Genomic DNA, 24,209 nt, shown 5'->3' with positions numbered 1-24,209 from the left:
AGATAGTCCCATCTGGCGATTGACACTTTTGCTTACTAATGCGGCATGATGCCGTCCTGTGGATTCAGTGGCAAGCTGAGATTTTAGCCGTAGTCTTTCTTTTTCATTGGCGTACTCTTAATTTATTGTCAGAGGCGATACGACTTGAGACCTTCATCGAATGCAGCCTTGATTTCGGCTGCATAGGCATTGAAGTGTTCGTTGATGATGTTATCCACATAACTTGCAATGGAAATCTTTCCCTTGCCTACGATACTGACAAATTTAGTTACACGCTCATGAATGTCCTCGCTGATGCCAACATGTCTGCCATATCTTGCGGTAAAACCTGCATTTGCCATGAACTTACCGACATACTGCTCAGCACGCTCTTTCTCCATTCTGTCGATTGGTTCAAATTCACCCACATCATAATTCTCATATGCTGCATCTTCATCAAAACACTCCTCCTTGTCGGAAATAGTTGACGATGTACGGTCTTGAAATGTCTCTTCAAGACAAGCGTCAATCTGTTTCCCAGCTTCCTCCATTGTCTCTTCATAATTTCTCATGAAAGCCTCATACAACTCCTTGGCATCTGTCGAAGTGAGTTGTCCTTTACCACAGTTTTTTGTTTTGTCTGCCATAATCATTTTTTAATTGTTATACAAATTCTCTGCTATTGAAATACTTGTTGACTATTGAAAATCCGCCTTCAACAGTTTTTGTCAGATACCTGACATATGTAATTCCATCAACGCATCTATTTTGCGTTTAATAATCTTTGAGCGTTCTGCGATTTCAGCTTGTAGCTTTTCGCTGTCCATTTCCGAGAATGTTTTGCCCACATGTGCAAATCTATCCTTTGTTGCATTGTTCTCTTCTGTTCTTTCCATAATTCTCCTTATTAAATTGTTATACAAAGTCGAGGATATTGAAGTCCTCTATACTGTCTGGCACCTTAAACTCATTCTTTGGTTTGGAAATCTCTACAATCTTGTGAGTTTGCAAGTAGAAGGTGACGTAATCATAGATGTTCTTCTTGCATTCCTCGCTGTTCTCCATGAATTTCTCATAGAATTGGTTGCCATCCATCTCATGGAAAACCTTGCCTGCATGTCTTTTCTCCTTGTCCGTTGCTTTCGGTGCCTTGACGGTATTCACAGCTGCGTCAATGTCCTCAAAACTTGACCCTTTGGCTTGTGGCACATCGGCATCTTCCTCTTTGTCGGAATATTTTACACCAATATCTTCTATGCGAACATTCGTAAACACGTCATCAAGCTGTTCGTCAGAAATCCGTGCCGTACTCTTTGGAGAATCGTCAAATGTCACGTCATTATCCGATACGGACATGGATTCTGTTTGTTTTTGTTCCGTTTCTTCTTTCTTACGCAGTTGGGACACTTTGAAAAGACTTTTGCCTACAAGTGCCATCGGGTCGATAGGCGGTTTTTTCTCCTTTTCCTTGCCGTTCGCAACTTCAAGGAGCAACTTCTTGTAAAAATAGATAGTCCAAACATTGAATGCAGCCAAGACTATCAAGAATATAGTTTCCATTGTCATGCTTGTTCCTTTTTGTTACACATTCCAATCGTCAATCTCTTTTCTCAGCAAGCCGTTGATTTCTTCCTGGTTCTCTTCAAGATGTCTCTCAAGAATAAGGTCGATGTAACCACCGACTGTCAACTCATGCTTTGCGAGCACACTGACTATTCTTGAAATTCTCCTGTGTATCTCACGGCTGATATAAACGCATTGACGAGTCTTTATCTCGTTTCGCTTGAAGAATGCCGAATCGTAACTTTCCGAAGAAGCCTTGGGAGGCTTGCGTGAAATTGGCGACTTATCGGTCTGCGAGCATTGGGACTTCCAGCCAACCTCTTCTTTCTCTTCGGTATCTTTCACTTGGGATTGGGAAGCTCCGTTAAGAATGGATGCCGTTGTCGTGCCAATCTTGCTCTTGCCAATAGAGGCAATGAGCAGATTTTCATCTATTGCGTCAGTGTCGATTTTTCTGCTTACCATAGGCTCATGTCTTTATGATTTCACAAATCTCGTCGGACAACTCCTTGATGCCACTCCCTCGCAACAGGTTTGGGTCTGATGGAAAGATGGTGGAACGGAACACTGCCTTTCTGTTCTCCGACAGCTCTCTTCTGAAACGTTTGCTGTCTGGCAGTCGTGTGTTGAGAACCGAATAGTCGAGAGACTTGAACATACCTTCATATACATCATACAAACTCGTTCGTTCTCGTTTGTCAACCATTGTCCAAAAGAAAGCAAGTTTCTTGGTGACCGACCAACCCTGTGTCAAAAAGTTGTCGTGGAACAACTGCATGAAGCTCATTGCGCTTTCTACAACAAAGCGGTCTGCGCTGACGGGTACAAAGATGTAATCCATCTGAGACAAGGTCTTCATGACGCCCTCACTTTTGATAGTCCCAGGCATGTCAAAGAAGATGAAGTCGAGTTTAGCCTCTGTTTCATTCAACACTGTCTCTGCGTCGTCAAGCGCATTGACAGCATTGCTTCTCGTTACTCTGAAGGACTTCTTGCCCAGCTTTTTGAAATGCTCACAGGCTTGCGCCTTGAAATAGTCGCTGCTTTTGATGAGTTCCAGTTCCTCGTCTCGCAGGTCTGCAAGGTTGTATTGTGGCTCGTCACAGTCTATGACCGCTACATTGTAACCCTTGACATTGTGAAAGTAGTTGGCTACAAGAGCCGTGATGGTGGACTTTCCTATTCCACCTTTCTGTGTCGCGAATGCAACAAATCTTGTTTTACTCATATCTTTAACTTTTTAAATTGTTGATAACACACTTCTATGACATTCTGCCAATTTAATGATGTGGACACATAAGAGTCCATGTCTATAATTCATTGCTTCATTATGGAGACCTTGAACCATTGCAATGCTTTATCATTTCCATACGACAGTACGACAGTGAATCAGTAAGTCTGTACGTCAGTAGCGCATCATTGATGCAAGGCGATACTGCAATAATGACAGATTTATTCACTTCTACAAATGCTTGTTTCACCATATTTTCAAATCATTAGTTCGATGTTTACGGCTGCAAAGTAACAACGAATAATCCGAAAAACAATGGTTTTCAAATCCTGTGGCAGCATGTTGCCGATAGTTGCAGTGGTTGTCTGGGGTGGCTTTGTTCCAAGGGCGTATTTTTCGCCGTAATTTTGCACCCGAAAGGCAAAGCGTTGGATGACGCATCCATATCGTTCCGAGAAGAACCAAGGCTTGATGCTCCGCAAAGGACAGGATTTCCCGAACTGCTTCCATTCGGGATGTGGACAGTTTCTTACGAAGGCTAACTCCAATCCACCCTAAGCGGATTTTTATGTCCTCAAAGACATAGCAAGGTATGTTTTGAGTTACTCAAAACCGTTTGGGTTACTCCCTCCCGACCTTGCCCTGCCGGGTTGGTAGCCTCTCCGAAGTCGGACTCCCCATGTTCCAATCTGCCGATATGTTGTATGGTTCCATCATAGCTATATGCACCGCTTGTTCCATTTTGGTATGAACATAAAAAAGGATGGCGAGAGTTTCAATCCTACCATCCTTTTGAATCTTATTGAAAAGTCTTTTGCGTTGTCAGCTTTATCAATGAGAAAATGAGAGAGTCGTTTACCTAACTCTTACACCTTTACCATTCAGAACTTCACCTCTAATATCATCTGTCTTACATAAATACAAGTCGTAGCCAATGGCTGTAATATCGCAATATCTTGGAGGAGTAATGACTTTTCCACTTGGTGACATCAACCCATACCAACCAAGGTCTGCTTCATATTTTTTGCAATTTGCAGTCTTTTGATAAGGTGTTGGTTCTGCTTCTGCCGTTTCACCTGTTAAATTACCCTCATCATCATAGTTCTTTGCCGTAGTATATCGTATTTCATCGGTGTCATACAATAATCTGTCAACATTACTAATCAAGAAATCGTCAATCAACTCACCTTGCAAATTGTATTTGCGAAGAGTATGGTCTTTCATTGTTGCTGTAATGCTATTACCAGAGATCCAGAGGTCTGCTTCCATAAAAGGCAATATTGGTTTTAGATTTTCTGTAAGAACACTCTGCATACCTCCTTTACTTACTACAAAGAAAGAATCTTTGGGCGAAATAGCATCATATTCCGCTTTCAACATCCAATTTCCTTTTTTGTCTATCAAACCAAATTTGTCACGTTTGTTGTTATGTATTACGCAATGTCCATTGTGGAATACATATCCTTCTGCACCAGTGATATATGGAATGTTCAAGTCAATAACAACATTTCCTTTGCCATCGATGAATTTTATCATTCCATTGTCATCTACGGAAGCCAAACCATCAGAGAATACCCATGCGTGCTTGTACTGAGGCTTGATAGCTATTTCACCCGTCAGCATATTGAAGTAACCACGAGCATCGCCGTTACTATAACAGACAAGTGAGTCGTTGCCCAATGGTTTTGAAATCCAATGTATGCCCTTGACAGTCTTCTTGCCATCACGAGTCTCCACATATCCATCCGTTTCATAGGCACGGCTATAATAAGTTGCATTTCTTGACAGGTACTGCGAGTCATAGTAGGAGTCATCCAAATATTTCGCAGCATTCACTTTCTTGTAAACAAACTCGTATAACGCATTACCTCCAGCACATGCAAACACAAACATGATGAACGCAAAACAGCCTCCAACAACACGTCGAATAAACTTGCCATACTTAGATTCATCCTTCATTCCAAGTATCACGGTGAACCATTCTGCTGTTGCAGCAATGATACCTGTTAAACCTTTCCAAAATAAAACAATCGTTCTTTTTAGGGTTCTCTTTCTTTTTTCCATATTTATATGATATTTTGTGTTTCAATTATTTATCTGTTGATGAAAATAAAGTAAAAGAAGTAACCTGTCTCATCGTCAAAACATTGCTATTTGATGAATCTTTTCAACTTTGGTTTCAAGTCCTCATGCTTGGAATAGTCGAACATCAAACATTTATTAGCTTCCTTGAAAGATATAACTGCATGATATTCGCCTGCAGCAAAGCAATCAATCTGATAAGGATGATATGTCAAGACAATGCCTTCTGGGCAGTACGGCAAAGTGAGTCAAAGGAAAATCCTTCTCGGTAAATGCCTTTACGTTGTAACCATTCCATCCAGCCCAATCATCGCAAGAATAATTATGTACAAGAAATGACCGCATTACATCGTCCATACCGCTTGTATCAATCATTGGACAATGGAAAGAGAAAATTCTATGCGTGAAATCCTCCCATGAACTTTCACGTTCGTAGCAAAAATCGTATTCTTTCTTCAAACTTTCCAAAACCATATGTCGGAACCGTTGCATCATGGATGGCTTCACAGAGTTGCCGACATCAAGCAATCCTCCTCTTTTCTTGTCGTATGTAATATAATACTCACGAGGCAAATCATGAAGACCTCCACCATATAGGCTTGCCCAATAATAGTATGTGGTATAGTCGTCACAATCCGCAACTTTCTTCACCTTTATATCGCAAGTCATTCTGAGCTCCAACGTATCTTCTATTTGATACTCTGCCCGGCAGAGTTTTTCCCACAACACACCATATTCATCCAAAGAAAGCTGTAATTCCTTTAACGATGTACACTTTCCAACAGGAATGTCCCGATTGTTTTCCAACTGATAAAACGCATCGTCTCTAATAGCAGCCATCATCCATTCCCAAATAGCCTTGTCAGGCTCAGCATCACCTTTCGGTATATCCAAATCCACACTAAATCCAGCTTCCATTCGTTCGAACTTGCTCCTTGGCTTGATATAATAGTTCTTTGCCAATCTTTCTGTTGTCGTATCGGGGACATCACTCTTTTTCTTTGCGTTGTATAAGTCGTCTAATGAAATATCTTTTGTTTGTGCCCCTGCCACCAAAGTTACCATACCTTTTTTCTCAGGTTTGCGACAAAACACATCATCTTGGAGTCCAACACATTTCCCATCAGAGAAACATAGCGTATCAGAACTTGCGAAAAGAAACAAGTCATTCCATTCACCAAGATAACACAGCCCAGAAGCATTGCAAGGAGGTGCGAACAACACCTTTTTGTTCTTAATGTCATAAACATCCTTCTCGTCTATACAAACATATTCAGTCGTATTATCAATTGATGTAATATCTGATGCTCCGATTTGCGGATAATAGAAACCGTTGCGTTCATATTTCAAAAGATAATATGGCGTCTTGTCATCAGAGTGCTCATAGTTCCAAACAACAAACAGACTGTCACCAATTCGTTCTTGAATAGTGAACGTATCACCATCTAAAACAAGGGTATCTTCGTCAATGAACTCCCCTTTTAATATCCGACTCCCATACGCAAACCATGACAGCCAGTAAGAACTGTAAGCATAAGGAATATAAACAGAAGTTTTTTCATAGTGTAATATCATCTGTTACTTTCATATCATCGTATTCGTCGTCCCAGTAAATCATTGGAGCCCATTCTTCCCTAAATCCAGGGAATTGAAACTCTCTTAACTTTTCCAATTTGTTTTCAACCTCATCTTTTGACTTTGCAAATACAAAGCTACGATGCCAATAATTGTCGCTGAGATAATCGCATTCATCAAACCAAAGATGATGTCTCACGAGCTGCCCTACATATACACCATCCTTGGGCATTTCCTTACACGAATAGTCTGCTATCTCGTAAATATCCTTAAACGTAGTTCCAAGGACATGTATCTGCTCTGTAATCTTAATTTTCTTCATATCGATTTCCCTAATCCGTGTCGGGCACAACTTTTATTGTTACTTCTTTCTAGTCATCAACCATTCAATCAGTAGGTTCACCTCTTTGCTCAACATTCCAATAGTTACAGGAAGTTTATGTGGACGAACAACAACCATACCGATGGTATATTTCGGATTATCAGTAGGGAAGCAACCTACGAATGTAAATTCGTCCGAACTTCTTTTATTGTCATCACATTGTAGAATGTTGTATATACCTGCCAGTTTAATACCTCTTGGAGCAAGCCGATGTTGTATGCCTGTCTTCTCAAAAATGCCAGTAGCTATTTTCTTGACATATTCCAAAGATGATTTTTGATGATACATTTGGTTAAAGGAGATTGCCAACTCTATAGCATTACTCTTTTGGATGGTATCATACGCTTGTTCCCATAAATCCGCTCCATTTGGCATGGTCATGAAAGCCTTGTACATTCCGATTCGTGACTTCATCAGTAACGCCTTTTCAAATGTAACTTTTCCATAGCCACCTCTTCGCCAATTATGGTCACGTGTTTTTAGACTATCATTAACTTCCAATATTCCGCATTCGGTATCGACCATTTTCCCTAAAGACGTATTTGACTTCTCTAAACATTTTGCAGCTATAAAGGGTACAAAAATATCTGTGGAACAAACCTGTTTCTTGAATGGTACATATACCATGTCACCACACCATCCACAATCGCCATCTAACTGTTTCTCCAATGATGCCCATGCTAATACTTCTGATGTTGTGGCATCAATAACGGCTATTTGCCCATATATACCATCTGTTTCTAACATCATATTTCTATCTAATAGGTTGTAGCATGAGTCTATAAATTCTAAGTCTGCTAATGGACAAATTTCAACACTATCGCTGAAATAGGAAACTTCTTTTCTCTGAGCATAGACACCTACGCAATAGAATATTAGCATAAATACCAATAATGTTCTAAATGCTTGTGTTATTGTTTTCATTCCGTTTCTACACCTTTAGGTTGTACAATCAGTTCCAATCGCTTGATATCGTCTTCTGTCAGCTGGATGTTTCCGCCATTTCTGTAATAGTCGAGCACTCTTTCAGCACCATGGCGTCCCAATACAGCATGTTCTTCTGCTTTCATATAATATTCCACAGCAAGTTGCTTGTTTGATTTGCCATTCTCATCAGGCTCATAATAGAGGTCGCCAAGAATCAGATTGGCGAGAGGTACACGATGAGCAATTATAGCAAGTTTTGTCGCATCTGCTCTCAGTCTGCCTTTCCAGTCAGGTATGGTAATCAGCAGTTCTGCCAAGGAACAACCTTGATATGCAGCCTCTTTAATCATATTTATCCCCGATATTGTGTCGCCTTGGTCAACAGTAATCATTCCGAGGAGAGTCTTTGCTTCAGGACTGTCGCTCGCACGTAGTACATGCTCTATGCTGTCTGAATCCTCTTGAATATACGACTTATAGCCATCCATTAGGAGAAATAATGTTTTGTAATCATTACCATCTGGCAAGCCGTAGATATAGTCATCTATGCGATTGATTGCTCCACGCCCCTCTGCCATGTGAGCCATAGTAATCATTCCGAAGAAATCCTTCTTCACACCAATACCATCTCGATAACAATCTGCCAGTTTCAGATATGCCGAACCATCGCCCCAGCGAGCTTGATAGAGCAATGACATGATTGAGTCTTGCGGACTAAAAGTCATGCTTTTCTGTTCTGTCAACTTTGTTGAAGAAGCCATTTCTTCCATTATCTGTTGTTCTGAACAACTTGCAAAGAACAACATCATTATCATATATACGAACCAATTTTTCATCTTAAATTTCTTGTTTTTATTCTTACTTACTCAACATAGCATTGGCCTTTTTGGTATAGTCAGCAGCTCTATCTCTTGCTTTGACTGCTTTATGAGAATATACCAAAGCTTTGTCTGCCATATTTCTCGCTCTGTCTTGATATATCTTCGCCCTGTCATATTTCTTCTGTCTTACATAATACTCAGCATCTCTCAAATTATTTTGTGTCTGTATGTTATAGTAATCCGCCTCTCGTTGGTAGCTTTCAGCTTGCCGCAGATAATATGCAGCTTCACGCTGATACGATTGGGCTTGGCGAACGTAAAAACTTGAAGTCTGAGCATTAATTGCCAGATTAAACATGGGAAATAACAATATAACCACTAAATGCTTCATATTTCAGATGTATCAATATTCTTTCTTATGATAGAGTTTGGAGGTAGAGCATCCATGTGCAGCACAATTAACACACTCTGTATGCCCAGGCTTGTGCTCATAAATTTGACAACCGCACCCACTGTTACATCTTCCATAAAAGAAAGACCGTCCTTTGAAGGAGACATCAGAGTTAGAACGTGTCTCTACATAATCAGCCACAATCTCTCCTGTTCCTCCGCATCTGTTACATGTATATCCTGCATAAACACCATATCCGCTACATAGTGTACATGGGAACGTCTTCTGACTTTCTTCCTCATATATGTTTTCATTTGCGTATGAATCACTCGCAGTTGAAGGTTTTGAGTCACAACTTACAATTGTAGAAGCGACTATAATGCAGAATAATACTACAAAGATACTTGCTAATGACTTCATATTTCAATACCCTAATCCGTGTCGGGCACAACTTCTAAGTTTGTTATTTGTCTGTTTATGAGATATAGAGTACCGAAGTAACCATTTACTATCAGAAAAAAAACTGCATTGGAAAACAAAAAGCAGAAGACCATGGAATACAAACTACATAGCCTTCTGCTCTCTTATACTTTCAGAATAATCCTGCTGATTGATTATCTTTTCAAAGTGAACTTCTTTACAACCTTACCTTTTCTGTCAATAGCACCATAAAGATTGATTTCTTCATCATCAGTCATGCCGAATCCGTCCTCATCACAATAATACATCCCATCAGGGTTAAGTTGCCATTCCACTTCTGCCACACCTTTCTTATATTGATATATATGTCCTGGGAAATGGAACGAATGTGCTTTAGCTCTATCAAGAGCATTCTGTGGTATTCCTTTCAGACTATCCCAATCAATATCTTCATCAGAAACTATTTGCAGTAGCTCAGAACCCGACATGAATTCATAGGCACATTTCGCTTCATTATCCATCAAGTAGCGAGGTTTCCAATATTCTCCTATCACTTGATTCACCAAGGTCATTCCCTCTCCAAGGTCACGTTGCTTATATGGTCTGTCTTTATATACAGATGAAGACAATTTTTCGTATAGTTTTTCATCTTCTGGCATATCCTTATCCTTGGCCGTTCCATTCTCATAAAGCAAATCCCATGGATTATCATTGCAGATAACAAGCCCCTCTGTCTTGCCCTGTACGAAATCATCCTTATTAATATCATCTTCATTCTTAGCCTTAGCAAGAAAGCGGAGTTTTCTCATCAAATCACGTTCTTCTTCATTTGCTATATCATAAGCTATCTGAATGTAACTATCGAAAGATTCTTGAATTGCCTCAGTTGCTTGCTCTACTATTTCAACATTACCTTTCTTGAATATTATATTCACAGCATAGGCCATAAGTCGTCCTGCAAATCGTGAGTTGCTTAGGTTGGGGACATCATCCAAAAGTTCATGATACCTATCCTTATATTGGATTGCCGCCAAATTTCCACCTGCATATTCAACTTGCATATTCTTTGCTTCTTCATACGACTCATAACCCAATATAGCGGAAGCTAATGATTCGAAATTCTTGCCATCAAGAATTTCAACAGAATTAGTCATTAACTTTCGGATTTCGTCAGGAGTATCGTCTGACAATTCTTCAAATTCTTTCATCGTCTCTACTGTAATATTATAGCCAACAGCCTTTTCCGACAAACTAATCTGCGCCTCAGGCAAAATTCCAGCTGCTTCCTTAGCAATTCTTTTCACTTCATAATTAGCAGCAAATGCAATATTTTCTCTAACAGGTATAGGGAAACGGACATAAATTAGTAGTCTGTTTCCTTCCATACAGCTTATCGTGACTATGAACGCATAATGCTTGCCTAGTACTACTGCAGAAAACTTATTCCCATCTCGGTAAGGTTCCATACCTGCTGAAGCAAACATCTTTACGATACAGTCTTCAAGAGAAGTACCATTCTTATGATAGTCGTCTTTATTCTTGAATTTATTGAATATCCCCATAATTAAACACCCTTATCCGTGTCGGGCACAACTTTTAAGTTTGTTATTTATTATTTTATGAAAAATAAAGCATAAAGAAACCATTACTATCAAAGATTCCAATAGCGGTCTAATAATCTTTTTGGCAACTTTATCCGCACAGTAAAAACATCTTGCAGAGTATCTCATCCAATTTGGAGAGGCATAATCAATATTTATTGCTCAAGTTTTGCTTGTCATTGGCATGCTGTCAGTAAACAAGGAGACAATTAAACAAGGAGATTTGCATAACTTGTTTAAGTCTTGTGGACAATGATTGTCAAGAAAAAGCAAATCTCCTTGTCTACTCGTATTTAGCCAACTACACATTATTATATAGTACTAGTTGATTGTTCCTAATCTTGTAGTACCCGTAGTCGTTGTGCCACCCTTTCCTTTAGCTGAGCACTTAACATAGTATTTCGTATCTTTCTTCAAACCAGTTATGGTTGCAGTAATAAGGACTCCCGATACTGTGGCTGTAACATATTTAGTTGGGTTGGAACTTGTACCATAATATATTTTTGCCGATGTAACTTTGGCCTTATCCCTGTTATGTATTTTATAAACTACCTTCATCTTGGTTGGATAGGCAGTATAATCATAATAGTCTATATCCGGTTTCTCGTAAGAAGTAGAAGGAACAGTACCACCTGAACCACCATTCTCTTCATTTGGCTTATCGTTAGAATCCTCCTTCTTATCATCTGAAACGTGATTTCTTACACCTCTAACTGATGCTCCATAACTAACATTATAGGCTGCTGGTAGTTTATTTTGTCTTCCGACATAGATATATTGTGCACTGGTAGATTTTGGTTCACCTGTTGCGGTCCAATAATATCCCGTAATACCCTCTCCAAAGCAAGTAGCATTTGCACCATAAGTATACCCACCAAAAGGAAATAAGATGCTATTACCATTCTTTGAAGTAAATTTCACACACGAAATGCCATTAACAGTTACCACTCTATGAGTGCAGTTCTTAATTAATTCCTCAAACTCTTGGGTTGTAGGCATTCGCCACCCATTGCCAAAATTTGCAGCAACTATGTCCATGTCAGAACCACTAATATTCTGCATTATATTATCAGCAATATAACTTACCTGAGTTCCTGTTGGATCTCCCCAACAATAATGTCCGCCATACAGCGTTGGAGTTTTTGCACCAACATTACAACTTGCCCAATCTACACTGAGTCCCATGTCAACTGCTTCCATCGTAGTAGACATAGCCAAAGACTCATTTATAGGCATAAACTCATCGTCATCTTTGCTGCATGACATCATTACTACACATGCAAAAATAAGAAGGATATTATTTAAAGCTTTCATTTTTCATACAATTTAATTAGTTAATAATTTTATGCCCTAGATTCGTGTCGGGCACAACTCTAATTTTTTCAGTAATTTAAATCTATTTCCCTTGTACTAGAGAGAGAACCTGTAATGTCTATATAAAACCATTAATAACTGGTCGGAATTTCCTCTATATAATGATTGTAATCAATTTTATATCTGAGCAAATAGATATTATCTCCATAAGGTGATATGGGCTCATTCATTTCTGTCAGTCCATAATCATCCCCATCGCAATCTATCGAGAATGTTCCATCGTCATATTCATAAACAGGATACGTCTTCTCACTTCTTGTTACCTGTCCATCTCCATCCATCTCAAAAACACTTGCATACCCACGAAGTCTTCCTGAGTGTAAATAAATATCAGTCAATAGCTGAACTTGTCTTTCAGTATTACCACAAGATGTTACACCAGTAAGACAAATAAGCATCACGGCAACCAATAAATAATAGTTCTTCATATCACAAGACCCTTATTCGTGTCGGGCACAACTTCTAAATTGTTTTTACCGTTTATGAAAAGTATTGAAACAAAGTAACCTATTTTCTGCAAATTATTTTCTCTTTCAAATACCCTGAGGCAAAATCCAAAGTTTTAATGATATGCGGTACTATATCTTTTGCAACCACTTTATCAGATATTTTATGGTCATAATCTAAAGATACCTTACCCTTATCTTTCTCCGACAACAATGCTTTAATGAATTTCACATTTCTATTGGTTTCATTTACAGCCTCTTTTAAAACATTTAAATCCTCTTCAGCAATTCCCGATACAAAAGGAATACAAAAGCGAATCATACTTTCGTCTTTGCCAACCACATAGAAATACACCTGGTCATTGTACCTAAAGTGCCAGCCTAATGATGGCAGTAAAATGATATTACCACACATTCTACGAATCTCGTTTACTATTTCTTCCTGTTTCATAACTAAAATCATTTTGTTTTACTATTTATGAAATCTAGGAGAAAAAAGTAACCTTTAGTCTCAGAAATATCAAGTACTAAGACTGATTTCTGTAACTAATCCAGCATGACAAATGCGGCCCAAAGGTATGGATCAGGATGCTTTTTACGAATAATCTCTTTGGCTTCCTCAAAAGCTTTTCGTTTGTTCCAGGCATTATTCTTATCTGCTAGCCGTTCATAGAAAGTAGTCATAAACTCGGAAGTAGTCTTATCACTAACACTCCATAAAGACATAACAATAGTACCAACGCCTGCCTTTTTAAAAGCACGTTGTAAACCATAAACTCCTTCAGAAGTTATTTTCCCTTGTGCTGTCTGACAAGCAGAAAGAACAACCAAATCCGTTCCCCTAAAATCAAGATTAGCAATATCTTTTGCTGTTAATACGCCACCAAGAACACCATCGACTTTTTTCTTTCCTAACCATGCCGCATTACCACCAGCAAAAACCAAACCCGACAAAGACATAGCGTCAGTATAACCCTTCAGAAAATTTTTGTCTTTAGCCTCAATAGGAGTATAGTAGAACCCATGTGTGGCAATATGAAGTATTGATGGGGCTTTACCACTCAAAGCAATAAATGATTCGGCATTACCTTTAGATTTTATGAACGTATTTATCTTATAGCCACTATTTTTTAAGGTATTCCCTATGTTCATTACCTCCTCTTTTGTTTTGCTCAAATCTTTAAACCCTTTTTCACCATATTCAGAACGCTCCACCCATGCTAAATCAGATTTATCATAACATTTGCTTTCCTCTTTCATCTTTTCCGGTGACAGACTATATTGCAAACCACCATAAAGAACTGCAGTTTTATCATTTGTCTTAGCTTTCTTCTTTAATATTTCTCTAGCAGAAGTGAGCCTGACAAAATTATAATGCTTCCCTAATGTTGTTCCATCAGCAAGAGGCAATGCTTCTAATGCTATGGTATGGATAACTCCCGACGGTATATAATATATAGTACTACCTGTTGGAATTGATTCTTTCAACGGCATCCATATCAATTGTGTTGCCTTATCTTTCAACAGTTCATAATTATAGAGCGAAAACGAATTCATTCCACCTAACAGCGAATCTAACTGCTCTTGAGTAAAACATTGTTTTAAAAGAGGATACTCCCTCTCTTTATCACATATAAAAACTACATATTGATGAATTGTATCTTCCTTTTGGAAATACGAGAAATCCATCAACACTTCATTTTTTGTCAAGTGATTTTTTACCATGTCATAGTCAATATCTAAATATGCTTCATATTCTTTAAAACCCTGACATTTACTACTCAACTGTTGCTCCAATTCTCTTTGATAAATTGTCAAACTATCAATTTCATTTCTATTGTATTCATAATTATTTTTGAGAGCCAATAATCTATTATTCAATGCCAACAAGTTCCGATAACAAGAAATATCTTCTTCTGAACCCTCATTGCGAACTATATCAAGAACCGACTTTTCTGATTCCAATAATAGCGATTTTGAAAACAACAAAGCATTATAACAACTTTCTGTCAATTTATTATTGTCGTATCCGCATTTTACAGCAAATGATGCCATACCACTAAGATTTTTCAACGTTTCCATCCAAAACAGTTCTCTTTGTGACGGAGTTGCATATCGCCATAATTGTTTTAAGTTTCCAATAAAGTAATTCATAGAAACCCGAAACAAACGGTCTGCCTCTGTTATATTTCCTCGAGCACCTTCAATGTTGGCCAAAGCAAATAAAGTCTGATAATAAGAACCAGATTTATCTCCATATTTATTCTTACATGCTCTTACATATCTGCTATAAGTAGCAAAAGCATCATTATAACGTTTTTGTACGAAGTATACTTCTGCCTTGTTCAATAGACTTGCAAATTTTGAAGGAGAGTCCTCTGTCCTTTTGCCAGCAAGAGAGTTGTATGCTTTATTAAAATACTCTATTGCTGTTTCGTATTTCTTAAAATCGGCATAGCAACAACCTTTAATATTATAAAAATTAGCAATTACTTCTTTATCTTGATACGAATGACCAACGCCGCGTTCCAAACTGTCCAAACAAGCAAAGGCTTCCGTGCTGTCATTGTTCAAGGCATAGAGTTTACATAAATTACTGTAAGAAAGGTACTGCTGATCACTGCTTCTACCATTTAATTTCTTAGTCTGTTCTATATGGCTCTTAGCAAATCTGATTGCATCTTTGTATTCCTTTTGTTGTTGTTTCAAGTTCATCATGTTGCTGTAATAATCAAGTTTTGCCTGTTCGTGGTCAGAAAAAGACAAATCCTGCATCGAATTCCAACACTTTTGTAATTGAGTCTCTGCCATGGCTAACTCATTTCGGGCAAAATATTCTTTTGCCCAATATAAGTGATATACAGTCTTTAACTTGGCAGAATTGGTCACATTATAAAGAGAGTCTAACTCTTTCTGATAATGGTTGTAGCCAACAATGTTACCAGTAGTTCTATACAAAGAAATTAAATTGACCACAATTTTTGCTTGAACAAAGTCATCTTTGTATTCTACTGCCATTTGCAAAGCATCCTTATAATGATTGTTAGCTTTTTCCCATTCGCCCAATGCCACATTCAATGTTCCCATTGCCTCTACGGCTTGAATCTGAAAAGCTATATCACCAACATCACGATATCCCTTTTGTGCTTTACGCAAATGTTCATATGCTACATCGAATTTTCCTGCTAAAACATCGAATGAACATTGAGCCATCCAATAATGGGGACTTCCGTATCTGTACGGATTTACTTGAGCCCATGCGCAACATACAGACATGAACCATATTATTGCGCCCGATACAAGATATTTATACTTCATGACCTGCTTTATTCATGCTGCAATGTTATGGTATCTGTTGATATTGAGTCAGTTGCAGAACTATCTGCTGGCACTTCCATTTCAAACACATCGTTTTCTTCACCACGCACATTACTATTTGTGGATTCATAAACAAACAAAGGTTTAATAGCAAAGAAGCCAATAACCAATATGGCTGCAATACCAGAGAACCATACCAGTTTCTTTCTGAAGTTAGACTTATGTCCTACTATTTTTATATCTTCAGCTACCCTATACTCAGGACGAGGACATGAACAAGCCTTAATACGCATTTCATCCTGTGCCTCATATTCCTCCTGGAATTCAGCCATAGCTTTCAGTTTATCACCACGGCTTTTCAATGCCTTCTTTATATTCTTTGTCAACTCATACTGCTCCTTTTTATCAGCATCCTCTTCTATCTCTTTCAGAAACTGTGCCTTGGCTTCCTCCGACATATTGTCTCCATGAAGCAGGTATTCGTCTATTCTATCTTGAAAATTATTATCCATATCCGTCTGCCTTTTTATGAGTTCAAATAGTTATGATAAATGTTCTTTGCAGAAGTGCGCAATGCCTCCATGCACTTGTGCTTCTTCGTTTTGAGCGCATTCTTCGAGTCAATGGTCGGAATCTCCAACAGAATAGTATCCAAGTCCTTCTCCTCATAATAGAACTTGCTCAATATCTCGCTACACCGCTCCGACATATGAGATATTACATCAGCAATGATATCGAGCATCTTGTTGTCTTCTGAGTCATACAGCATATTGATGTACTGCTGCGCATCAAAACCTTCCTCCTTGACCTTTCGTCCCATTTCCGTTTCTGGGTCAGCGTAAGAAGGATGTTCTCTAACCCATTCCAGGTATTTGATTCGTGCGATTCCCATAAAGTAGGTAAGGATGCTGCCACTCAACGGCTCGTCATTCTTGCCCATCACTCTATCTTCACTTGCATAAATCTTTCTTCTCTCTATGTTTTCCCAAAACGCAATAAATGTATTTTGAAAGATTTCTGTAGCTGTTTCCTCATCTGCAAAGAATATACCACGATAACTTGCCCAAAAGTATCGTGAGCAATAAGCATACAGTTCAGATTGAGCTTTTTTATTTCTATTGAACATACCCGCAATAAGCCTAGCCTCCAGCTGCGGCGTTGTGCGCATTTTCATTATCTTTTCCATTTATTTATAATAAAACAGTGTCACCACAGCCTACAATAATATAGGCTGAGATGACACTAAGTCATAAAAATACAATATATATCTTACGTATTTCAATTTGCTTCTACCAATTTCCCAAATTACTTGTAAGAATGAGATGACTTTGGATGGCCACAACAACAGATGGAAGGATGATTGTTTGTCGGAACAAAAGCTGGGCAACGGTAGTTTCCGTTCTTAAGACCACACTTTGTACAGTGTCCATCACCGTAACCTTCAACATGTACATCACTCATTTCTGAAGTATGATTTGCTGAAGCAAACGAACTTAAACCAATTGCAGAGATTGTAGAAACTGCAATCATTGAGAACACGAATAACATTTTTCTCATAATCATATACCCTAATTCGTGTCGGGCACAACTTCTAAGTTTTATAATCTATCTGTTTATGAGAGATAGAATTTAAAAGTAACCCTCAAATCATAAAAATAATTGTTTTTCTTATTTTTTCAGTATATCAATTATTTTATATCTGTTTATATCATCCCCTGTCATTACAGCATGCTGAGACCTACCAATCGTATTTATATCTACAAGTCTCTTGAGCTGCCTCATAAATTCAGCATTATTTCCAGTCGGATTTCCCACAAGCAGTTTAGATAAGGCATAAGTCAATTTCCCTACAGTCGGTTTTTTCATCTCCAAATTCACCTGGTCACTCTTACAGGCACTGATGGTTATCCACCTTTCCGAAAGGGGTTGAGCTCTAGGATTAGCAACCTCTTCCTTCACAAAGAAAGCTTTAATGGCTTGGAATACTTCCTCTACACCACGAACCACCTCTTCTTCACCCCTAGTAGCATCTCCACTATGACAGGCATCTATCGCAACCAATATTTTTCCTTTATCCCCTACTTTCTTGCGAATGGCATTAAGATAAAAATTAATCTCATCATCGGTCAGATGTTTCTCTCCATGATCCTTGGCACATGCAAACCTATAAGCATCATACGGTATCCAGCACTCATCAAGCCCATCGGCTTCATCATTATGAATATCCTTCATCTGCTGACCATGCCCGGAATAATGAACATATACTATATCACCTGGCTTACTGGCAGAAATCATTTTCTTGAAACCGGCAACAATCCCCGCCTTCGTTGCTTTTTGATTAATCAAAGTTGTTACCGATTTAAAGCCTGCTTTTTTTAGATAGCCTAAGACATAAGGAACGTCCTTATCACCATTGATTTTATTCCACTCCTTATCTTCCTGCTGTCCCAACCCAATAACCAAAGCTCTCTTTGTCTGAGCAGTAGCAGACAAAGAGAGCATCAATGAAAGTATATAAGACAATATTACTTTAGTCATATCATTACTCAATCTCACATTAAATTTTCGTACGTATAATCATTGGTCATCCCAATTTTTCATTTCTTCATCCGTGGTTCTTGCTCCATGAATTATTTTTTCGATGCCCTCATTACTATTTAGAAATTCCAACAAACTCGCCTTTTCCCCATAAAGGACGATTGTGGATGCGTCACACATACAATGAGGATGTAACAAATGCAAGATAAGATAACCATAACCTTCATCATTTGTATTTTTTCGTATTTCCAAAGCAACAGATCTCGCAAACCAGTCACTGGAAGACAATACAAAACTTTCGCTGATGTTATATTCTATATTTTGCACGGAAACAAGTTTTTTAGAGAGAGTTGACGTTATTTGACGAAATTGCTTATAAACAAATTTATCCTCTTCATTTACAGGCTCTGGCTTTTCCCGACAGAATAAACTCTTGAAATATGTAAATAATCTCATTTCTTTTTTACCCTAAATCCGTGACGGGCGCAACTTCTTAGTTTGTCATTTTACCTTTTTATGAGATACATAAGATAATAGTAACCTATTAATCATCCCCAAAAGCTATTCAAATCCAGACCTTTCACCATCCAAACGTAAAGTCATTACAGGCTTATCACTTGTAGAAATAAGTTGTTGTTTGGTTTCATCCCATTTAGCATATTTCCAAATCAAGCGATTCTTGTCAAAATAGTAAGACTCCCCATCACCTTCCATTGGAGCTTTATGGCATTCAGCAACCCGGCGAATATCATCTTCGCCTTTCACCCAATAAAGCCATTGATTGAACTCTAACGAGGTATTATTGTCAGAACACAAATAATATTTTCGCTTCTGAGCATCTTCAAGTTGAAAGATACTACGTACAGCAACAAAATCTCCAAGGCATATCGCCTCATAACCTTTCTTGCGTTTCAGAAACAAATACGACCACCAAGGTTGCCGATTATAACTAGTACCATAGTTGAAGATTCCGGCACAATGGTCAGGAGTTTGCATTTCCACCATGCATGTTATATCTGGGCTATAAAATGCAGCACACATCATAAGGCATTCCCCATAAACCATATCAGTATATTCAGGTCCATGGTTGTTGACGATAGCCGTATTGAAAGATATGGATCTCAAACATTCGCTCACAAGAGTATCCGGAAAAAACTGAGCCTTTCCTTTACGATATGCTTCGATTCTTGCAACACAACTCTTTACCCTTTGATTAGTTGTATCCTCTTCAGGCAACCAAATAGGAATAGGATGTTTTGCTAAGATAGAATCAAAGAAAGATACCAAGTTTTCTATTTGATCAAAATCATAATACCCCATCTTTGCGTGCACTATCCTCTCATCGTCGTCACCGATGGTTGTAGTATCAGCAATCCCCATTTCTATAATATTTACTATAGAATCATTCTCTGGATTCGCATTACTTTGTTTATGATGGCAACTTGCCAACATAAACAAAACTACCAGTATTAATAAATATTTGATTTTCATTCAAGTTATACTAATTTTCTAGACCGAACATGGCATAATCAGAAAAACCAAATACCACCATATTGAACCTCATAAAAGTAACCTCCTTTATCTGTTTCTTCCGTTGGAAACTTCATTCCATTAAAATCAACCCATTCACGATCACGGTCATCTTTGAGGTTCTTATACACACTCACTTTGCCATAGCAATTCCATTCCCCATCTTCTAAATAGAAAACATCTGTATCATATTGGTGTAGCCATCCATTACCTTCACTTGCATCTGTATAGTCTTGAAGCATTTCTTAAGTGGTTCTTGTATCCTCATAATAGCGACTTTTAGGACCTTTAGATTCACAAGAACAAAATATCACACTCAGAAAAATAGTAAAAAAAGCAATCTTCTTCATATTCTCTTTATGTCAAATAAATAAATTCTTATAAATAGTAATAATATCCCATACCTATATATATGTACTTCGTTTTACCATAGAAATTATTACCTGTTTTTACCACATAGTCGACATTATTTAAGCGAACTTTCCAGACTCCTTCACAATCTTTATATAAAGTAGCATATTCTGTGACTACATGCCAACGACCATCGTGATACGAATAGATTGGAACAGTAGAACTCTTGCTTGTGTTATGTCCTCTGAATGATGTGGTATTTTGAACAGGAATAGACACATATCCATACCCTCTACATACTTGACAGACTACAGCTCCATACATAGTCATCCATCCTCCTGTTCCTCTGCAGTTGCTACAAATAACATTCTGATAGTTTTGAGCATTTACAGATACAATAGCACAAACGAAAAGAATTAAAGTGCAAACAATTGACTTCATATCTCAATACCCTAATCCGTGTCGGGCACAACTTCTAAATTTGTTATTTTGTCTGTTTATGAGATATGAAGTATAGAAGTAACCATTTGCCATCAAAAAAATAATTTGGTGTTTTTCTTCATTAGTAATGCTAAAAGCATAAGACAATACATATTACTTGACAAAAAACATTAATATTTATTCATCAAGTATACATAACTGTTATTACGATTCATTACTCATCATTTGTTTTAATGACGATGCTATACTGTTATGCAGAATCTCTTTATACAAGTCAGAATTTACTAAATCCTTGAAAAAATTATACGTCCGTAAAGTCGCAAGATGTTTCTGATTATATCCTCCGGTACTGACTATCAAATTAATGTAATAGCAAAACAATTCATCTTGATTTAACAAAGCCTGTGTTCGTTCCATATATAGGGCTTTGTCCCTATCACTTAATTCAGATGCTTCTATCGTATCAATAATATTATACAAGAACTTGAAGCAATTCAAAAAATTTGCTCGATAAACAAGCTGCGAACCAAAATCATCCCATATTTTTGATATTGTTGGAAAATCAAAAGTTTGCCCACTACAAGCTTTTGCTATATTACTATAACAACGACAAAAATTCGTCGTTACCGATTGATCAACTTCAATGTTGAAATGAAAGTCAGTTCTATTTATCAGAATAGTCAATGTAGGGTTTGGCTTTAATAGAGTTTGACTTACACAAGAGCTTTCAAAAAGATTTCGTTGTTGAGCCAACAAACTTGAATAAAGATTTTCAAAAGACGTATATAGCCTGGATTTTATTGACTGACGCCATGCAAGAAAAGCCAAGAATCCCATAACCAAAGATGCTATACTAGAAATTGCTGCCCAAAGGTTTCCACCTCCACAGCAACAGCAATCCGAAACATCTTTTATATATTTCCAATCAATCGTAATTACAGGAAGTGTGATACTGCCATCATAACTCAGACATGCCCCCAAAACGAATATGGTAAGGAAAAGCAGCAATACTCCCCAAATATAACTTTTCTTATTCATATTATTTTTCTCATATTTTGTATATTTTCAGATTCTATTCTCCAAACAACAAAAATATACTAAATTTCGTATTTATCTTTCATAAATATTTCATGCCATTATAAATCATCGAATCCAATGCGCTCTTTATTATCATATACAGGACGTATTGTATAGCCATAAAAGCGACCTACGGAATAAACATGAAGAACGTTTCCATATTCAATATCTAAATAATAGGCACATTCTTTATCATTAGATGTTGCAGTCCAATAGCGACCTACCTCTCCAACAGTTTCGTCATCGAATTCTGCATTTTGAGAAAGACCTGCTAATGGAAGAAAAATGCTGTTTCCATTTGGACCTGTAACTAAGCAACCATTATATTTACCCACTACTTTCTCTTTTATAGTGCATTTTTCTATAAGTTCTTCAAATTCTGTTTTTGTCGGTAATCTCCATTGACCTCCCCAATGACTTAAAGCTGCATCATATTCTTTATCTCCCGATATATCATAAATTTCTTCACCAAAAGTTTTACAATATTCGTCACGTTTAATGCTATTTATATCTCCCCAAGTAAAGTATTTTCCATATTCATAATATGCTTTTGCTCCAATATTACATGTTGCCCATTTTACACTTAACCCTAAATCTACCCATTCATGACCATTATGTACTCCAGTTAGTTGATCTTTCTTTTCGTTAGCTTCATTCACTTCGTTATTTTGTATGGAGTCCGCACAATTAAGAATTGTGTCATTTGACACATATTCCTCATTTGATAGTTCAGGAATATATGGCTGATTATTATGCAGATTATGTGCCACAATTAATAGAACGATAAAAAGCACAATAAAAAGAAAATATTTTATCAAACCATTTTTCTTGCTATTATTATTGTATGATACTTTTTTATTATGATCATTTGATGCATCTTGCATCATATTGTCTTTTGTTTTATAACCTCTCATATTCTATCTGTTTACTGGTTTTATAAATGCATTTAAATGATGATTCCCATTTTGTGCAGTTCCACTCCAACGTCCATCGTCTGTAGGGGTAAACTTCATTATAAAGTCACATCCATCTGCATTTCCACGAATATTCATTTCTTCTTCTGTAAAACGCACTCTCATCTTAATTTTCGTTCCATAATCGACGTTGTGATAATAACATATTCCTGCATGCCAGTTGTCATCCAACTCAAATTTCAACATTATAGGATAAGTTCCCTTGGAGTCACTAAAGTTTCCTTCGAAATAGACATCATGATTATCTGTAACATATTTATCTGCATGCATATTGAAATATCCTTCAGCGTTGTTATCGTAACCACCTTTAACATCTTCAATCTCACCAGTTGACAAAGGTACACCGCTTTCGTCTATACATTCTTCGTTATCATCATTTGAAATGTTTGTACCACATGCAGCAGAATCAGCCAATGCTATATCGGCAGTTGCAGAATCTGTTGCTACGGAATCAGAATCAGCATATTCATAGTCAGAATGATGTTCAAAAGTTTTGTGATTATAGCCAATTATGGCACAAACACCCCATATTAGTACAAGTGCAATAAATAACACAACTTTGAGTGTTTTCTTTGATTGCTTTTTTGTACTTTGAGGAATACGATTCTGCTCAGTAGATGGTTTTCGCATCATCTCTTCTTTTGTTTTATACCCTCTCATTGCTGTATGTTTTCAGTAAAGCCGTTGCTATTATTCGTAGGATTTTTCGGTTGCTATGTTGCAAGTTCCATAGTTTCTTTGTGATAAACACACCAAGTAATGTAGGCATTATGGCAATAGATACAGAAGCAAAAAATCCATTTTCATATTCATACCACCCATTTCCCCAATAAGTTATATCATATATAAGGACACCTAAACAGAACATTGAGAATATAGTTATAATGTTTAATAAAATTATCAGAAGTATAGGAACTGTCGAGTGGCAAGCTATATAAACTTTCTTAGATTCCTTACGTATTTCTACTAAAGAAAAAGAAATTTTAAGTTTCCCATTTTTCATTTTCATCTTACGTTTTGAACCTATGAAAATATCAACTATATTATCATAAGTAAATTTATCAACATTAGATAGTTCTAAATTTCCCTTTAATTTAGGTATGACTAATTCTGCTTTCTTTTGAACTTCATCCATAGATGATGTTTTAACATTTTGAATACATAAATCAAATGCTGCAATGTATTTCT

General features: G+C 37.4%; 28 protein-coding genes. 1 reads left to right on the top strand and 27 read right to left on the bottom strand.

What is annotated here, in order from left to right; all coding sequences use genetic code 11:
- Positions 1-128: 128 nt before the first annotated feature.
- The 5 genes from CIK98_RS02925 to CIK98_RS02910 all read right to left on the bottom strand — a co-directional run bounded on the left by CIK98_RS02925 (position 129) and on the right by CIK98_RS02910 (position 2,770).
- Entirely contained in the window at positions 129-626 is a 498-nt protein-coding gene (locus tag CIK98_RS02925) for a DUF3408 domain-containing protein (protein WP_230315341.1), read from the bottom strand.
- 81 nt (positions 627-707) lie between these two features.
- Positions 708-875: a hypothetical protein gene (locus CIK98_RS17895; protein WP_165860121.1), complete on the bottom strand. Its 168-nt coding sequence runs from the start codon at positions 873-875 to the stop codon at positions 708-710.
- 19 nt (positions 876-894) lie between these two features.
- The gene (locus CIK98_RS02920) at positions 895-1,539 is read right to left on the bottom strand and encodes a hypothetical protein (protein WP_253249623.1); all 645 of its coding nucleotides are present in this window, start codon (positions 1,537-1,539) and stop codon (positions 895-897) included.
- Between the two features lie 21 nt (positions 1,540-1,560).
- Entirely contained in the window at positions 1,561-2,007 is a 447-nt protein-coding gene (locus CIK98_RS02915; RefSeq protein WP_094382791.1) for a DUF3408 domain-containing protein, read from the bottom strand.
- A 4-nt stretch (positions 2,008-2,011) separates the two neighbouring features.
- A complete protein-coding gene (locus tag CIK98_RS02910; protein WP_094382790.1) occupies positions 2,012-2,770 on the bottom strand; it encodes a ParA family protein in 759 nt (252 codons plus the stop codon).
- A gap of 435 nt (positions 2,771-3,205) precedes the next feature.
- On the opposite strand from CIK98_RS02910, the gene CIK98_RS18875 reads away from it, so the two are divergent.
- Positions 3,206-3,331 (top strand): hypothetical protein, encoded by a 126-nt coding sequence (locus CIK98_RS18875; RefSeq protein ID WP_256387752.1) that lies wholly within the window; start codon positions 3,206-3,208, stop codon positions 3,329-3,331.
- A 297-nt stretch (positions 3,332-3,628) separates the two neighbouring features.
- Here CIK98_RS18875 and CIK98_RS02905 read toward each other — a convergent pair whose 3' ends face one another.
- The 22 genes from CIK98_RS02905 to CIK98_RS02805 form a co-directional block, all read right to left on the bottom strand.
- A complete protein-coding gene (locus tag CIK98_RS02905) occupies positions 3,629-4,837 on the bottom strand; it encodes a WG repeat-containing protein (RefSeq protein WP_094382789.1) in 1,209 nt (402 codons plus the stop codon).
- Between the two features lie 1,499 nt (positions 4,838-6,336).
- Positions 6,337-6,417 (bottom strand): lipoprotein, encoded by an 81-nt coding sequence (locus CIK98_RS19025; RefSeq protein WP_172409790.1) that lies wholly within the window; start codon positions 6,415-6,417, stop codon positions 6,337-6,339.
- On the bottom strand, positions 6,414-6,752 hold the full coding sequence (locus CIK98_RS02895; protein ID WP_044073006.1) for a hypothetical protein: 339 nt from the start codon (positions 6,750-6,752) through the stop codon (positions 6,414-6,416). Before CIK98_RS02895 ends, CIK98_RS19025 begins: the two co-directional genes overlap by 4 nt.
- 39 nt (positions 6,753-6,791) lie before the next feature.
- Positions 6,792-7,736, bottom strand: coding sequence for a hypothetical protein (locus CIK98_RS02890; protein WP_094382787.1), 945 nt, complete (start codon positions 7,734-7,736; stop codon positions 6,792-6,794).
- A complete protein-coding gene (locus CIK98_RS02885) occupies positions 7,733-8,575 on the bottom strand; it encodes a hypothetical protein (protein ID WP_094382786.1) in 843 nt (280 codons plus the stop codon). The genes CIK98_RS02890 and CIK98_RS02885 overlap by 4 nt, the downstream gene beginning before the upstream one ends.
- A gap of 22 nt (positions 8,576-8,597) precedes the next feature.
- Positions 8,598-8,951, bottom strand: a complete 354-nt coding sequence (locus CIK98_RS02880) for a hypothetical protein (RefSeq protein ID WP_094382785.1) — start codon at positions 8,949-8,951, stop codon at positions 8,598-8,600.
- Positions 8,952-8,963: 12 nt separating this feature from the next.
- Positions 8,964-9,371 (bottom strand): hypothetical protein, encoded by a 408-nt coding sequence (locus CIK98_RS17540; RefSeq protein WP_141210379.1) that lies wholly within the window; start codon positions 9,369-9,371, stop codon positions 8,964-8,966.
- Positions 9,372-9,565: 194 nt separating this feature from the next.
- Positions 9,566-10,933 (bottom strand): hypothetical protein, encoded by a 1,368-nt coding sequence (locus CIK98_RS02875; RefSeq protein ID WP_094382784.1) that lies wholly within the window; start codon positions 10,931-10,933, stop codon positions 9,566-9,568.
- A 360-nt stretch (positions 10,934-11,293) separates the two neighbouring features.
- Positions 11,294-12,286 (bottom strand): hypothetical protein, encoded by a 993-nt coding sequence (locus CIK98_RS02870; protein WP_141210378.1) that lies wholly within the window; start codon positions 12,284-12,286, stop codon positions 11,294-11,296.
- A 131-nt stretch (positions 12,287-12,417) separates the two neighbouring features.
- The gene (locus CIK98_RS02865) at positions 12,418-12,774 is read right to left on the bottom strand and encodes a hypothetical protein (RefSeq protein ID WP_094382782.1); all 357 of its coding nucleotides are present in this window, start codon (positions 12,772-12,774) and stop codon (positions 12,418-12,420) included.
- Positions 12,775-12,853: 79 nt separating this feature from the next.
- Positions 12,854-13,243, bottom strand: coding sequence for a hypothetical protein (locus CIK98_RS02860; protein ID WP_141210377.1), 390 nt, complete (start codon positions 13,241-13,243; stop codon positions 12,854-12,856).
- Between the two features lie 95 nt (positions 13,244-13,338).
- On the bottom strand, positions 13,339-16,110 hold the full coding sequence (locus tag CIK98_RS02855; RefSeq protein WP_094382780.1) for a CHAT domain-containing tetratricopeptide repeat protein: 2,772 nt from the start codon (positions 16,108-16,110) through the stop codon (positions 13,339-13,341).
- 8 nt (positions 16,111-16,118) lie between these two features.
- The gene (locus tag CIK98_RS02850; RefSeq protein WP_094382779.1) at positions 16,119-16,622 is read right to left on the bottom strand and encodes a hypothetical protein; all 504 of its coding nucleotides are present in this window, start codon (positions 16,620-16,622) and stop codon (positions 16,119-16,121) included.
- 14 nt (positions 16,623-16,636) lie between these two features.
- Complete coding sequence (locus CIK98_RS17885) at positions 16,637-17,296, bottom strand: RNA polymerase sigma factor (protein ID WP_094382778.1); 660 nt, start codon at positions 17,294-17,296, stop codon at positions 16,637-16,639.
- Positions 17,297-17,778: 482 nt separating this feature from the next.
- Complete coding sequence (locus CIK98_RS02840) at positions 17,779-18,648, bottom strand: caspase family protein (protein WP_094382777.1); 870 nt, start codon at positions 18,646-18,648, stop codon at positions 17,779-17,781.
- Between the two features lie 39 nt (positions 18,649-18,687).
- On the bottom strand, positions 18,688-19,104 hold the full coding sequence (locus CIK98_RS02835; protein ID WP_094382776.1) for a hypothetical protein: 417 nt from the start codon (positions 19,102-19,104) through the stop codon (positions 18,688-18,690).
- Between the two features lie 105 nt (positions 19,105-19,209).
- On the bottom strand, positions 19,210-20,139 hold the full coding sequence (locus tag CIK98_RS02830) for a hypothetical protein (protein WP_094382775.1): 930 nt from the start codon (positions 20,137-20,139) through the stop codon (positions 19,210-19,212).
- A 38-nt stretch (positions 20,140-20,177) separates the two neighbouring features.
- Positions 20,178-20,420 (bottom strand): hypothetical protein, encoded by a 243-nt coding sequence (locus CIK98_RS02825; protein WP_094382774.1) that lies wholly within the window; start codon positions 20,418-20,420, stop codon positions 20,178-20,180.
- Between the two features lie 754 nt (positions 20,421-21,174).
- Entirely contained in the window at positions 21,175-22,008 is an 834-nt protein-coding gene (locus CIK98_RS02820; RefSeq protein ID WP_094382773.1) for a putative phage abortive infection protein, read from the bottom strand.
- 98 nt (positions 22,009-22,106) lie between these two features.
- Positions 22,107-22,961 (bottom strand): hypothetical protein, encoded by an 855-nt coding sequence (locus tag CIK98_RS02815; protein ID WP_094382772.1) that lies wholly within the window; start codon positions 22,959-22,961, stop codon positions 22,107-22,109.
- A gap of 3 nt (positions 22,962-22,964) precedes the next feature.
- On the bottom strand, positions 22,965-23,681 hold the full coding sequence (locus CIK98_RS02810; protein WP_094382771.1) for a hypothetical protein: 717 nt from the start codon (positions 23,679-23,681) through the stop codon (positions 22,965-22,967).
- Positions 23,668-24,209: hypothetical protein (locus CIK98_RS02805; protein WP_216358951.1), on the bottom strand; the 542-nt coding region annotated here is incomplete at its 5' end. The genes CIK98_RS02805 and CIK98_RS02810, both read right to left, overlap by 14 nt.

Source organism: Prevotella sp. P2-180 (assembly GCF_002251435.1).
Classification (GTDB): Bacteria; Bacteroidota; Bacteroidia; order Bacteroidales; family Bacteroidaceae; genus Prevotella.
The sequence above is the reverse complement of the archived record's forward strand: the minus strand, read 5'-3'. Positions and strand labels throughout refer to the sequence as shown.

Coding starts and splice junctions, on each gene's coding strand:
- CIK98_RS02925 (WP_230315341.1), bottom strand. CDS start 626: ATGGCAGACAAAACAAAAAACTGTGGTAAAGGACAACTCACTTCGACA.
- CIK98_RS17895 (WP_165860121.1), bottom strand. CDS start 875: ATGGAAAGAACAGAAGAGAACAATGCAACAAAGGATAGATTTGCACAT.
- CIK98_RS02920 (WP_253249623.1), bottom strand. CDS start 1,539: ATGGAAACTATATTCTTGATAGTCTTGGCTGCATTCAATGTTTGGACT.
- CIK98_RS02915 (WP_094382791.1), bottom strand. CDS start 2,007: ATGGTAAGCAGAAAAATCGACACTGACGCAATAGATGAAAATCTGCTC.
- CIK98_RS02910 (WP_094382790.1), bottom strand. CDS start 2,770: ATGAGTAAAACAAGATTTGTTGCATTCGCGACACAGAAAGGTGGAATA.
- CIK98_RS18875 (WP_256387752.1), top strand. CDS start 3,206: ATGACGCATCCATATCGTTCCGAGAAGAACCAAGGCTTGATGCTCCGC.
- CIK98_RS02905 (WP_094382789.1), bottom strand. CDS start 4,837: ATGGAAAAAAGAAAGAGAACCCTAAAAAGAACGATTGTTTTATTTTGG.
- CIK98_RS19025 (WP_172409790.1), bottom strand. CDS start 6,417: ATGAAAAAACTTCTGTTTATATTCCTTATGCTTACAGTTCTTACTGGC.
- CIK98_RS02895 (WP_044073006.1), bottom strand. CDS start 6,752: ATGAAGAAAATTAAGATTACAGAGCAGATACATGTCCTTGGAACTACG.
- CIK98_RS02890 (WP_094382787.1), bottom strand. CDS start 7,736: ATGAAAACAATAACACAAGCATTTAGAACATTATTGGTATTTATGCTA.
- CIK98_RS02885 (WP_094382786.1), bottom strand. CDS start 8,575: ATGAAAAATTGGTTCGTATATATGATAATGATGTTGTTCTTTGCAAGT.
- CIK98_RS02880 (WP_094382785.1), bottom strand. CDS start 8,951: ATGAAGCATTTAGTGGTTATATTGTTATTTCCCATGTTTAATCTGGCA.
- CIK98_RS17540 (WP_141210379.1), bottom strand. CDS start 9,371: ATGAAGTCATTAGCAAGTATCTTTGTAGTATTATTCTGCATTATAGTC.
- CIK98_RS02875 (WP_094382784.1), bottom strand. CDS start 10,933: ATGGGGATATTCAATAAATTCAAGAATAAAGACGACTATCATAAGAAT.
- CIK98_RS02870 (WP_141210378.1), bottom strand. CDS start 12,286: ATGAAAGCTTTAAATAATATCCTTCTTATTTTTGCATGTGTAGTAATG.
- CIK98_RS02865 (WP_094382782.1), bottom strand. CDS start 12,774: ATGAAGAACTATTATTTATTGGTTGCCGTGATGCTTATTTGTCTTACT.
- CIK98_RS02860 (WP_141210377.1), bottom strand. CDS start 13,243: ATGAAACAGGAAGAAATAGTAAACGAGATTCGTAGAATGTGTGGTAAT.
- CIK98_RS02855 (WP_094382780.1), bottom strand. CDS start 16,110: ATGAAGTATAAATATCTTGTATCGGGCGCAATAATATGGTTCATGTCT.
- CIK98_RS02850 (WP_094382779.1), bottom strand. CDS start 16,622: ATGGATAATAATTTTCAAGATAGAATAGACGAATACCTGCTTCATGGA.
- CIK98_RS17885 (WP_094382778.1), bottom strand. CDS start 17,296: ATGGAAAAGATAATGAAAATGCGCACAACGCCGCAGCTGGAGGCTAGG.
- CIK98_RS02840 (WP_094382777.1), bottom strand. CDS start 18,648: ATGACTAAAGTAATATTGTCTTATATACTTTCATTGATGCTCTCTTTG.
- CIK98_RS02835 (WP_094382776.1), bottom strand. CDS start 19,104: ATGAGATTATTTACATATTTCAAGAGTTTATTCTGTCGGGAAAAGCCA.
- CIK98_RS02830 (WP_094382775.1), bottom strand. CDS start 20,139: ATGAAAATCAAATATTTATTAATACTGGTAGTTTTGTTTATGTTGGCA.
- CIK98_RS02825 (WP_094382774.1), bottom strand. CDS start 20,420: ATGCTTCAAGACTATACAGATGCAAGTGAAGGTAATGGATGGCTACAC.
- CIK98_RS02820 (WP_094382773.1), bottom strand. CDS start 22,008: ATGAATAAGAAAAGTTATATTTGGGGAGTATTGCTGCTTTTCCTTACC.
- CIK98_RS02815 (WP_094382772.1), bottom strand. CDS start 22,961: ATGAGAGGTTATAAAACAAAAGACAATATGATGCAAGATGCATCAAAT.
- CIK98_RS02810 (WP_094382771.1), bottom strand. CDS start 23,681: ATGAGAGGGTATAAAACAAAAGAAGAGATGATGCGAAAACCATCTACT.